8 protein-coding genes and 2 pseudogenes are annotated in these 12,238 nt (G+C 65.3%); 7 read left to right on the plus strand and 3 right to left on the minus strand.

Features of this window, described 5'->3' with window-relative positions; genetic code table 11:
* The first annotated feature begins 36 nt into the window (after positions 1–36).
* The 4 genes from YO9_RS0100670 to YO9_RS0100690 all read left to right on the plus strand — a co-directional run bounded on the left by YO9_RS0100670 (position 37) and on the right by YO9_RS0100690 (position 6,863).
* Positions 37–2,595, plus strand: a complete 2,559-nt coding sequence (locus YO9_RS0100670) for a glycosyltransferase family 4 protein (protein ID WP_016995751.1) — start codon at positions 37–39, stop codon at positions 2,593–2,595.
* A complete protein-coding gene (locus YO9_RS0100675) occupies positions 2,592–4,406 on the plus strand; it encodes an ABC transporter ATP-binding protein (protein ID WP_016995752.1) in 1,815 nt (604 codons plus the stop codon). The genes YO9_RS0100670 and YO9_RS0100675 overlap by 4 nt, the downstream gene beginning before the upstream one ends.
* A gap of 940 nt (positions 4,407–5,346) precedes the next feature.
* Positions 5,347–5,787: a phosphotransferase family protein gene (locus tag YO9_RS0100685; protein ID WP_396350707.1), complete on the plus strand. Its 441-nt coding sequence runs from the start codon at positions 5,347–5,349 to the stop codon at positions 5,785–5,787.
* 185 nt (positions 5,788–5,972) lie between these two features.
* The gene (locus tag YO9_RS0100690) at positions 5,973–6,863 is read left to right on the plus strand and encodes a phosphotransferase (protein WP_223285907.1); all 891 of its coding nucleotides are present in this window, start codon (positions 5,973–5,975) and stop codon (positions 6,861–6,863) included.
* A 66-nt stretch (positions 6,864–6,929) separates the two neighbouring features.
* On the opposite strand, the pseudogene YO9_RS0100695 reads toward YO9_RS0100690, so the two are convergent.
* Positions 6,930–7,543, minus strand: a pseudogene (locus YO9_RS0100695) (SRPBCC domain-containing protein).
* Positions 7,544–7,666: 123 nt separating this feature from the next.
* Between YO9_RS0100695 and ychF the strand changes: the two are divergent.
* Positions 7,667–8,751 (plus strand): annotated as a pseudogene (ychF, locus tag YO9_RS0100700) (redox-regulated ATPase YchF).
* A 299-nt stretch (positions 8,752–9,050) separates the two neighbouring features.
* Here the strand turns inward: ychF and YO9_RS16150 are convergent.
* Positions 9,051–9,383, minus strand: a complete 333-nt coding sequence (locus YO9_RS16150; RefSeq protein ID WP_262925522.1) for a transposase — start codon at positions 9,381–9,383, stop codon at positions 9,051–9,053.
* A gap of 150 nt (positions 9,384–9,533) precedes the next feature.
* The gene (locus YO9_RS0100710; protein WP_031272418.1) at positions 9,534–10,853 is read right to left on the minus strand and encodes an ISL3 family transposase; all 1,320 of its coding nucleotides are present in this window, start codon (positions 10,851–10,853) and stop codon (positions 9,534–9,536) included.
* Positions 10,854–11,502: 649 nt separating this feature from the next.
* Here YO9_RS0100710 and YO9_RS16155 point away from each other — a divergent pair.
* Positions 11,503–11,718 (plus strand): helix-turn-helix domain-containing protein, encoded by a 216-nt coding sequence (locus YO9_RS16155; protein ID WP_223285908.1) that lies wholly within the window; start codon positions 11,503–11,505, stop codon positions 11,716–11,718.
* Positions 11,719–11,915: 197 nt separating this feature from the next.
* Positions 11,916–12,238, plus strand: a 323-nt coding sequence (locus tag YO9_RS0100725; protein ID WP_031272421.1) for a type I restriction-modification system subunit M N-terminal domain-containing protein, incomplete at its 3' end; no start/stop codon positions are given.

Raw genomic sequence — 12,238 nt, forward strand, 5'->3', positions numbered from 1 at the left:
TTCCGGTCCACTCGCTCCAAGCAGCAGGAGTCAAGCATGCAGCAGTCTGAGTCCGCCACCGCCCTCCCGGCCCGCAAGACGGCCTACGTGCTCAAGGTGTATCCGCGGTTTTCCGAAACGTTCATAGTGACCGAGATTCTCGCCCGCGAAGCCGCGGGTGAGTCCCTCGAAATCTTCGCCCTGCGCCCCACCTCGGACACCCGCTTCCACCCGGAGATCGCGCGCGTGCAGGCTCCCGTGACGTTCCTCCCCAAGCCGTACAAGCTCTCCGACGCCTGGGCGCTCTTCGCGGATGCCACCGCCACGATCCCCGGTTTCGCTCGCCGCTACGCCGAGTTGCTGCCCGAGCTGGCGACCTACGACGCCGCCGACGTCCACCAAGCCATCCACCTCGCGTGCGAGGTCGCTCGCCGCGGCATCACGCACCTGCACGCGCACTTCGGTTCCCTGGCTGGCCAGACTGCCGAGGTTGCCGCACTGCTGGCCGGCATCCAGTACTCGGTGACGACTCACGCCAAGGACATCTTCCACGAGTCCGTGGTGCCCGCCCGACTGGGCCGCACCATTGCGCGTTCGCACCACGTCATCACGATCTCCGAGTACAACCTGAACCACCTGGCCACCCAGTACCCGGATCACGCAGACAAGCTGCACCTGGTCTACAACGGTCTGGAACTCGAGCGCTTCCCGTACGCGCCGCCCGCGGCGGTCAACGGTTCTCGTCCGCTGCAGATCGCCGCAGTGGGCCGCATTGTCGAGAAGAAGGGCTTTTTCGATCTGGTTGCGGCCGCCGGCCGGCTCGTGGCCAAGGGGATTCCGGTGGAGGTGCGCATCGCCGGGGAGGGTGAGCTGTTCGCGCGCGTACAGACCGCGATCGACATCGCCGGACTCGGTGACGTGATCACGCTTCTGGGTGCCCGCACTCAGCAGGAGGTCCGAGATCTGCTGGCCTGGGCCGATGTCTTTGCGGCCCCCTCCATCGTGGGCGCGGACGGTAATGCCGACGGCCTGCCCACCGTGTTGCTCGAAGCCATGGCCAGCGGCGTTCCCTGTGTTGCCTCGACAGTCACGGGTATTCCGGAGGCCATCGAGCACGGTGTCACCGGGTTCCTGCACACCCCCGGCGACGTGGACGAGCTCGTTTCCGCGCTGGCAACCATCGCTGACCCGTCCTTCGACCGCCAGGCCATGGCCGCCGCGGGTCGCCGCCACATCGACAACCGCTTCGACTCGCATTCCCAGGCACGCACGCTCGTGGCTCTGGAGGACGGCCGGTTCGAGGACGTCGTCGAACCCGCCGTGCCGTCCGTTCCCCGGACGAGCGAACGCGCCGACGCCGCGACCACCCCGCCGGTCATGGACCTGCAGGGCAAGCGCATCGCGTACGTGTGCGTGGACCCGGGCATCCCGGTGTTCGGCACCAAGGGCGCGTCCGTGCACGTGCAGGAAGTGGTGCGGGAATTCATCCGCCGCGGCGCGGACGTCACGATTTTCGCAACCCGCACCGGCGATGACATGCCCACGGACCTGGACGGCGTGGAGGTCGTCCACCGACCCATCAAGACCAAGGAAACCGCCGAGCGCGAGGCCGCCCAGCACGCCGTCGGCTCCGAATTCGCGTTCCAGATCGCGGCCGGTGGCTTCGACCTGGTCTACGAGCGTTACTCCTTGTTCTCGACGGCGCTCGCGCAGGTCGCGCCCGCCGGTATCCCCGGCATCCTGGAAGTCAACGCGCCGCTCATCGACGAACAGCGCACGCACCGTCACCTGGTGGACGAGAAGCTCGCGCACCGCGCGCTCGTGGAACAGACCTCGGCCGCCGCGCACACGATTGCCGTGTCCGCCATGGTCGCGGACTGGGTGGCCGGAACCACCGGGGGAGCGGACGTCACCGTGGTGCCCAACGGCGTCAACACGGACCGCATCGCTCCCGGCGATGATCCTCTGGAACACGACCGCCCGACCGTGGCGTTCGTGGGCACGCTCAAGCCGTGGCACGGTGTGGAGACCCTCGTCGAGGCCGCAGCACTGGCCCAGCAGGACTGGGATCTGCGCATCATCGGCCACGGACCGCAGGGGGAGTCTCTGCGCGCTCGCGTGGAAGATGCCGGGCTACAGCACCGCGTGTCGTTCACCGGTGCCGTGACGCCCGAGGCCGTTCCCGGTCTGTTGACCGACTGCTCCATCGCCACCGCGCCCTACCCGGCCGTGGCCGCCGAGGACTCCTACTTCTCCCCGCTCAAGGTGTACGAATACCTCGCCGCGGGGCTCCCAGTGGTGGCCTCGGCCATCGGACAGATCCCGCAGATCCTGGACGGCACGGACGCCGGGGTGCTCGTGGCCCCGTCGGACGCGCAAGCGCTCGCGGACGCGATCGACGAGCTCGTGGTCGACGCCGAACGCCGCGACCGAATGGCACGCAACGCACGCGCCCTGGCCGTCTCGCGGCACAGCTGGTCCAAGGCCGTGGACACGATCCTGAGCGGCGTAGCCAGCCAGCCTGCCGAGACCGCCGACGACGCCGCCTCCGCACCCTCCGCTGACAGCGCGCCCGAAACCGCTGCAGTCGCGGCCGGAGATGGTGGCGCACCGTGAGCTCAAAATCCAAGAAGGCGGGCAAGGTCGATCCCGGAGCCTTGCGCCGAACACTGAAAATTGTGCGGCCCCACCTGGGCAGCCAGAAGTGGCTGATGTCCGGTGGCGTTACCGCTCTACTGTTCGAGGTGGCGTTCCGCGTGCTCGAACCGTGGCCCACCAAGTTCGTGGTGGATGCCGTGACCGCCCAACTGGGTGCAACGATTCCCGGTGCCCCCGCTGCGACCGCGAGCCTGCTGGTCGCGTGCGCCGCCGCGGTGGTGCTGATCGTGGGGCTGCGTGCGCTGTCCAATTATCTGGCCACGGTGTGCTTCGCCCTGGCCGGATCTCGGGTGGCCACCAAGCTGCGCGCATCGGTGTTCTCCCACGTGCAATCGCTCTCGGACGGCTATCACGCCACGAGTAAGCGCGGTGACCTGGTGCAACGACTGGTCGGCGACGTGGGCAAGCTGCAGGACGTGGCCGTGACTGCCGGTTTGCCGCTGATCGCCAACGTGATCACGCTGCTGGTCATGGCCGTGGTGATGTTCGTGCTGGACGCCCGTCTGGCTTGCGTGGTGGTGCTCGCTGCGATCGCCTACTGGGTGACGTCGCAGGGCTCGACCACGCGCATCACCGAGGCGTCCCGCCGGACTCGTAAGGGCGAGGGCCAGTTGGCCAACATCGCTCAGGAGTCCTTGGGCGCAATCGGCGTGGTGCATGCCTACAGCCTGCACGGTGAGATCAGCAAGAACTTCTCCGGCTCCAACATGAAGACCCTCAAGGACGGCGTCCAGGCCAAGAAGCTCGCCGCCGGACTCGAGCGCCGTACGGACGTGATCGTGGGTGTGGCCACCGCGCTCGTGCTCGGCGGCGGCGGTTGGCGCGTGGTCCAGGGCGGGATGAGCCCCGGCGATCTGGTGATCTTCCTGACCTATCTCAAGACCGCAATGAAACCCCTGCGCGACCTGGCCAAATACACCGGCCGCATCGCCCGGGCCACCGCCTCCGGTGAACGCATCGCGGACGTGTTGGACGTGCCCGTGGATATCGGCGACGATCCGGACGCCAAGCCGCTGGCCTACGCCCGTGGCGAGTTGGCCCTGCGCGACGTGTGGTTCGGCTACAACCCCGGCGACCCCATCCTGCGTGGTGTGGACGTGGAGATCCCCGCGGGTCAACGTGTGGCGGTGGTCGGTCCTTCGGGTGCCGGCAAGTCCACGATCAGCAAGCTGCTGCCCCGACTGATCGATCCCGATCAGGGCAAGGTATGCCTGGACGGCACCAACATCCGCGACATCACGCTGGAGAGCCTGCGCTCGCACATTGCCCTGGTGCCCCAGGAGACCGTGCTGTTCTCCGGCACCATCAACGACAACATTCGCTACGGCCGCTTGGACGCCACCGATGAAGAGGTGCAGGAAGCCGCTCGCCGCGCCTATGCCCACGACTTCATTTGTGCAATGCCCGAGGCCTACGACACCTACGTGGGCGAGCGCGGCGGCACCCTGTCCGGCGGTCAGCGTCAGCGCATTGCGGTGGCACGTGCCCTGCTGCGTGATTCGCCGGTGGTTGTGCTGGACGAGGCCACCACGGGACTGGACCCCGCGGCGACGTCGGCGGTGCTCAAGGCCATCGACCACCTAACCGTGGATCGCACGACCGTGGCCATCACCCACGACGCCCACCTGGCGCTGGATGCGGACCGCGTGCTGTGGATCGAGAACGGAAATATCGAACTGGACGGCACTCCCGCCGAACTCATGACGGAACACTCCGGCCGGTTCGCCGCGTGGGTCAAGACCCAGCGCAATGCAACGGAGGTCTCATGAGCCAGGCACTGAAAACACCGGTCCTCAACGCGCTCTACGGGCAGCCGGGCTCGGAATCGGATGCCCGTTCGATTGCCATGCTGATCGCCAACACGGGCATGGCCCAGCCGGTCATTGAGCACCTTCGCTTCAAGCCGGAGACCTCCGCGGTGGCGCGGATTGTCGACGCCGCTCGCGACCGTTTCGGGGCCGCAAGCCAGCCCTGGTGGTTCGCCGCGTACGCACCGAGCGAGACGAACAAGGCCGGCAAATTGCTCAAGCGCGCTGATCAGACCGGGTACCCGCTGTTCACCGCGCTGCTGCCGGACGATCCGCGCACCAGCGTGTTCTGTGGGCCGATCGGCCTGGACCGCATGTTGTTCAAGGCGCTTGCGGAGATCAAGGCCGTGGACCCGCGTGGGCAGGTTGACGGGACCGTGCTCAGCTACAACCCGTGGCGTCGTGTGGTGTTCAAGCGCGCCGGCGATTCCGGCGAGTCTTCCGTGGTGCGCGTGTGGGCGGAACCTCCCGCCACGGCGCCGTTGCTGTCGGCGTTGCATCAGCTCGGTGCGCCCGTACTGCCGGTGACGGGGATGACCCAGCACAGCATCGAGCAACCGTGGATCACCGGGGGAGATTTCACGGAACGGCTGGCTGCGGATGTTGCGGCGACGGGCGGCGCGGTGTCGGGCGTGACGACGTCTGATTCAGGCGCAGCGGGCGACAAGGTCTCCGGTGGTTCGGCGACCGGTGCTGCGGCAACGGTAGCGCTCTCGCCAAGCGATCTCTTGCCGGCGGTGGCTGAGGCGGTCACCCGGCTGCACAACATTGGCCCGGCTGCGTTGGTGTCCATGACGCAGGAGGTGCTGCACTCGGGCATGCCCGGGGCACTCGGCCAAAAACTGGCCGTGCCGGGCGTGAATCCTGTGACCGCCCTGCAGGGTGCGGCCAACGGGCTGACATGTTTCCTGGCAGATTTGCGGGTCGATTCGAGACCGTGGCCGACGACGTACTGCGGGCCATCGCCGAGAATCCTGGCGCCGCGGTGCTCTCCCACGGAGATCTTTCCGCAGATCAGGTGGTGCTCGGGGAAGACGGCGCGCCGCTCCTCATCGATTTCGACCGCATGAAGATGGCACCCATTGGTTACGACCTGGGTGATTTCGCGGCCGTGGAGCTATTGAGTGGTCGCGATTCATCTACTGCGATGGCCCTGGCTGAGGCGTATCGTCGTGTACCCGGCACGGGGGTGGTCACGGACGAATCCTTGCGCGCGTGGACGGCGTTCCATGTGCTTTTGCGAGTGACCGAAGCGTTTCGCAATCTGGATCCGGATTGCGTCAATCACGCACGGCAGCGCGTTGATCTCGCGCACGCCGTGCTGCGGGGCAAGGTGGAATGACATGACGGGGATAGCGCCCAGCGGGCGCGGGGGCGGAGCACTCACAAGCTCCAATGCAATTCGATATCAATGGTGAACGATTAATTGTGCGTCGCTCATGGCCGGGGAAAGAGGGGGAACGGATTTATGAGTGTCGCGATTCGCTCCAGCGGATTCGCGCGGTCAAGGAGGACCCCGAGTTCGGTGTGAAATTGGCGCCGTACGCCAAGGACCGCAAACTGCCGTCGCTGCAGCCCGGTGGCGATCTCATTGTTCATCGGGCGGGTAAACGCGCCGTTGAACGGACATCGCGGGGTTTCGTCAAGCACTTGCGCGCCGGTAAATCCGCCGACGTCGCCGCGGCCACCACCACGATGGGCGCGCTCGCCGGGGCAGCGGGGTTCTCGGTGCCGGAGGTACTGGAGACTACCGAGCATTCGGTGACGCTGAGCACGGTGCCCGGCCAACCCATGATGGAACTGGAACAGGACTGCTGGGAACTCGCGTGGGACGAGTGGTCGGCGGCGTGGGCGCGAATGGCCCAGAGCGACGTCGGCGGGTCCGAAGGGTGGCAGGTGCACGACGCCGCGGCGGAGGCGGACGTGGTTGCTACGTGGTTCGGGAACGTGCGCGAACACGACCCGGGAGAGCTGGCCGATCGTTATGCGGATCGATTGACCGAGGTCGAGGGGCGGGTTCGCGAGAAGCTGTTGACCCTGGATGATCCAGCCCGGGGGATAGCGGGCAGCTCTCCTGTGCCCGCGCACCGCGATCTGCACGACGGCCAGATGCTTTTCGACTGCGGGAACCGTCGTATGGGACTGCTCGATTTCGACACGGCGGTGCTGGCCGATCGTGAACTGGACCTGGCCAATCTCGAGGTGCACGTGGACCTGCGCGTGCTGCAGGGGCTGCTCAGCGAGGACATGGCCTACGTGGCGCGGGTGGCAATTGCTGAGGCGGCGCGTGCGGTAGGGGCGAGTGTGCAGCGCATGGAAGTGTACCGCGAGGCCACTCGGGCGAGACTGGTGTGCGTGTACGCGTTCAGGCCGCAATGGATCCCGGTGGCTGAACGGTTGTTGGACCAGCTGGGCTGAGTACTCGCCGTTCGGGGCTTCTCTAGGCGACGTTGATGTATCGGTCGCTTGATTCGGAGGCCTGAATTACTCCTCGCCTTTATAGAAGGCTGCGGTTTTGATGGCTTGCTGCTGGGCCTGATCCTCGTCCGCGCCGGACTGGACGTAGGCGTTCTTCCAGGCGTCCGCGGCGTCGTCCGTGTAGGTGTGGCCCTCGGTCGAGCGCGCGAAATTGCACAGATCCTGGAGGATGTCGCTGGACGCGGCATTGAGATGCAGCGCGAGTGACACGAGGCTGCTCTCCCAACCGATTCCCGTGGCGGCGGGACCGTAGGTGCGCCAGTGGTCGTTTTCTTCCATGGTGTGGCGAATGGTCAGGTGAGTGCCGCCCTCCAGTGGTTGCAGGGTGACCTGAACGGCGCTTTCGTCGCCGTCGTACTCCCAGGTGATGTTCACCGATCGTGGGCGGTCGCAGCGTTGGATGGTGCCTTCGGTGCCGCTCTCGGTCAGTTGGTAGCGGCCGCCTTCGATGAGTTCGCCCTCGGTGGTTCGAACCATTTCTCGAGGCGTTGGGGCTGGGTGATGGCGTCCCAAATCTCCTCTGGTGGGGCTTCGAAAACGTGCTCCAGTTGCACGATGTGATGGGACCCCTGGGTGGTCACGGTGCGGGTCACTCCGGTGATGAGTTCTGCCAAGTTCACGAGGTGCCTCCAAGTAATCGGTGGGCGCCGCTGCCAAGTCTGGCAGCGGCGTCGTCATGCCCCAGTATTCGCGTGTGCCCCGTGGTCTGCGAGTGTCTGTGGGCGGCGGTAGACTGTCCTACCGTGGCTCTTACTATTGGAATTGTCGGTCTTCCCAACGTCGGTAAATCAACGCTGTTCAACGCGCTCACGCGGAACACGGTGCTCGCCGCGAACTATCCGTTCGCGACCATTGAGCCGAACATTGGTGTGGTGAACCTGCCGGACCCGCGTTTGAACACGCTCGCCGAGATCTTCGGCTCGGAGCGCATTCTGCCGCGACCGTGTCCTTCGTGGATATCGCGGGCATCGTGAAGGGCGCGTCCGAGGGCGAGGGGCTGGGTAACCAGTTCTTGGCCAACATCCGTGAAGCGCACGCGATCGCCCAGGTGGTGCGCGCGTTCGACGACCCGGACGTGATTCACGTGGATGGCAAGATCGACCCCGCCTCCGACATGGAGACCATCAACACCGAGCTGGTGCTGGCGGACCTGCAGACCATGGAGAACGCGATCCCGCGCCTCGAAAAGCAGGTCAAGATCAAGAAGGGCTCGCCCGAGCAGCTGGCCGCCTACCAGGCCGCGCAGAAGGTGCTCGAGGAAGGCCGCACGATTTTTGAGGCTGCAGGCCCCGAGAAGCTTGAGCTCGATCAATTGCGTGAGCTGAACCTGCTCACCGCTAAGCCGTTCATTTACGTGTTCAATGCTGATGAGGGAGTGCTGGACTCGCCCGAAAAGCAGCAGGAGCTGTCTGATCTGGTCGCGCCGGCGCAGGCGGTGTTCCTGGATGCGAAGCTCGAGTCCGACCTGGTGGAGCTCTCCGATGAGGAAGCGCGCGAGATGCTGGAAATGTCCGGACAGGACGAATCCGGCTTGGACAAGCTGGCCCGTACCGGTTTCCAGACTCTGGGTTTGCAGACCTACCTCACCGCCGGCCCCAAGGAATCCCGCGCCTGGACCATCAACAAGGGCGACACCGCACCCAAGGCTGCCGGTGTAATCCACACGGACTTCGAGCGCGGCTTCATCAAGGCCGAAGTCGTGTCCTTCGATGACCTGGTTGCCGCAGGCTCCATGGCTGATGCCAAGGCCGCGGGCAAGGTGCGTATGGAGGGTAAGGATTACGTAATGGCGGATGGGGACGTTGTTGAATTCAGATTCAATGTCTAAAAAAGCCTTCTGACCAGGGGTTTTACCCTCGCAGCTTCCGATCTGGCTCGGCGGACGGGTTCCGATTTAACATCAGTTGCTAAGCGTTTGCCCCGCTGACCTGGGACTTTGATCGGCCTCTGCGGAGCTCCTGCAGAGGCCGATTCTGCTTTCTGCGGTGCGGGAGCGTCTCTGGGACGCAGTCTCGGCTGGCCAGCTCCGGGTTGGGTTCAAGCCGTTCGACGCGCGATCTCTCGGCAGGTGCGCTGACTCAATAAGCAGTCTGACTCAAAAGTCGGTCGCCTCAACGACGCCGCGGTTCACTGGGGCAGGTCTCGTTCGGCCAGAGCGCGAGTGATCTCGTCCCACTGGGAGCTCGCGATCAATTGGTTGTGCCGGCGCACGGCGGTCTGCCATGACCCGAACTCTGCTGGGAGCTCGCGCCACGGGATGCCTGTGCGGGTCTTGTAGAGAGCGGCGTCGACGATCGTGCGTATGTCAGTGCGCGGCCGCCCGCGGCGAGGGCCATCTTCTGTGTGAACGATGTGCTTGATCCAGCTCCATTGCTCATCTGTGAGTCGTTGATAGTCCGACTGGAGGCCCTCGATGTCGCTGCAGTCGTCACCATCCTTCGCCTGATCATCGATTCGCACGGCTTTGACCACGCCGCGGATGACGGAGCATTCGGTGCATTGGACGGTTGGCTCAACGTAGCGAGGGGAATGCCCGGTCAAGGTCTCGACGTGCTGACAGGTCAGTTCCACTCGCCAGGTGGCGCTGCGGTCGATGCGCAATGAGGCTCTTCACAATCGAGGGTGTAGTTGCGGTCTGAAGCCGCCGGCCTCGAGCAGGCTGCGGGCGATGTAGTTGGTGAGGTTGCGGAAGCCGAGAGCGGATCCGCGGAGGTGTTCCAGGCGGCCGTTGATGGCCTCGGTCGGGCCGTTGCTGGTGCCGGGTCGGTCGAAGTAGGCGAGCACGTCGGCAGATCGTTTGGCCAGGGTTCGACCCAGCGTGGTGATCTCGGTTAGGGCCTTCGGCACGCCGGTACTGATCGAGGCGATCACCGCGCTCATCAGATCGTGGCCTTGGGTGCGGTCGGGATGCCGGTACGCGGCGATCATCCGCTGGTAGATGCCCCAGGTGCACTCGACTTGCACGTGCTCATCGACAGCGAACAGTGCGGTGAGGCGTTCGTGCTGTCGGTCGGTGAGCAGGTCCGCGCCGGTGTGCAGGGTTCGCCGGGCCCGGTACAGCGGATCCGTGGTGCGGCCGCGGTGGCCGTGCAGGTCCTGCTGGACCCGGCGCCGACACTTGTCCAGCGCGTCACCGGCCAACCGGACGACGTGGAACGGGTCCATCACTGTGGTCGCTTCCGGGATCTCTTCGGTAGCAGCGGTTTTGAATCCGGTGAAGCCATCCATCGCGACGACGTCGACCGCAGTGCGCCACGCTGGTTCACGGTCGGCGAGCCAGGCCTTGAAGACCTGCTTGGACCGTCCGGGAACCATGTCCAACAGACGTGCTGGACCGGTGCCGTCCCGGATCGGGGTCAGGTCGATGATGACCGTCACGTATTTGTCGCCGCGGCGGGTGTGCCGCCACACGTGCTCATCCACACCGATCGCGGTGACACCCTCGAACCGGCCCGGGTTGTTGATCAACACCCGATGCCCCTCGGCGAGCACGGCGTCGTTTGCGGTGTTCCACGCGACGCCGAGCCCTTCAGCGACTCGGGCGATCGTGAGGTGCTGACACACGATCGCGGTCAGCGCCCACGCCATCGCACGCCGCGACACCCTGGCCCGCGGCTCGGCCGCGCGACTGGTATCTTGACGCCACACATGTCCGCAGTTGGTACACCGGTACCGCCGCACCGTGACGCGCAGCGTCGTTGGTCGCCAGCCCAACGGTTCATGCGACAACCGGCGAACCACGCTGCCCCGCGGGATTCCTTGGCAGCCACACCGGTGGCACCACCGGTCATCGTCAACGACCCTGCACGCCAGCACGGCCCGGTCGGGTTCGAGACGTTGCCCAACGGTGATGAGGCCAAGTTCGTCGAGACCGCAGAACGAGGTCAGGTCAGGACAGCTGAAGCCGTCCTCGGCAGTAGCGTTGGGCACGTCGAGGTCTTCCAGATGAGGCGTGTAGGAACCTTCATCCTCGGAAGACCTCGACCCCTACCCGGTGAGCGACGCGCTGACAGATCTACACCCTCGATTGTGAAGAGCCCGCAATGAGGACGGGTACAGGAGCTGCCGGAGCTCATCGCGCTGAGTCGGCGAGAGTGGCGGGAACGGGCAGCAGAGATGGCAGTGCTCTACCCGGTTGTTCTCGATACGCCAAACACCCATGTTGCATGCCGTGTGTTCGGCTCGGAACTCGGCATTGTCGGCGTCGATCCGCGCAAGGCTCTCTTCGTCCGTGCCCAGGGTCGGCTCGCCGAGAAGGGCGCGCCCACAAGCGCGGCAGGGTGCGCCGGCTGCATAGGCTTCATGCGGAAGCTGGAGGTCGTCGCCTGCCCGCTCCTTCCGCTTCGCTTCCTCTGCTTGGGCCCACGATTCCGAGAGCAACGCGTGGCTACGCGGTGTGTGCAGGACGCGGGGGAGTGCGCTCGAGTCGCCCTCAGGGGACCGTTGTGAATCGGGCATGGCCGTGCTCTCCTTCGAGGTCTGATGCGGCCCACTTCGAGTCGCGAGGGACCCTGCCTTGACCGCGACTGGAAGCGATAACTTCCTGGAAGTCATGACTACCAGACCTGAGGCTGGTTGTGTGACAGATCCACTGAAAAAGGTGCTCGGAGCGCAGGTGCGCGATCTGCGTCTTGCGCGCCATCTGTCGCAGGAAGGTCTTGCCGAGGAGCTCGGTGTCTCGACTCGGTACCTCGCGGGGATCGAGCGTGGAGAGCGCAACCTCACCCTGGATTCGGTCGACGCCCTCGCCGAGCAACTCGGCGTCGAGGCGCGTTCGCTGATCATTCTGCCTTGATGCCCGCTTCGTGAGCTGGTCCTGCATGGCGAACGGGTTGGGCATCGTGGATGCCTGACCGGGCAGGCAAGACTTCACGCGAGCTGAGAGAATGTCAGTGGTTCCGTCTACCTTTAGTATTGGTTTGGCGGCACCACTAGTACCAGTCTCGTCGCCCCGCCGCTTGCAGGTTGTCTAGTCACCAGTGAAGGATCCCCGTGCCACACAGCTCCTTCAACCACGCGCGAATCGCGGCGCTCATCTGGAATATCGCTGACGATGTCCTCCGCGACCTCTATGTCCGAGGCAAGTATCGGGACGTGATCCTTCCCTTCACGGTCCTGCGTCGCCTGGACAGCGTCCTTGGCTCGACGCGCGATGCGGTGATGGCGATGAAGAAGATGCTGGACGAGGCGGGCGTCGCTGACCAGGATGCACCGCTGCGCGATGCGGCCAAGCAGGACTTCTACAACACGTCTGGTTTCTCGCTGCAGGATCTGCGCCACGTATCGAACTCGACGCGCCTTAGCCTCGATCCACC

The organism is Kocuria atrinae C3-8, from assembly GCF_000286355.1.
In the GTDB taxonomy this organism is placed as follows: Bacteria; Actinomycetota; Actinomycetes; order Actinomycetales; family Micrococcaceae; genus Kocuria; species Kocuria atrinae_A.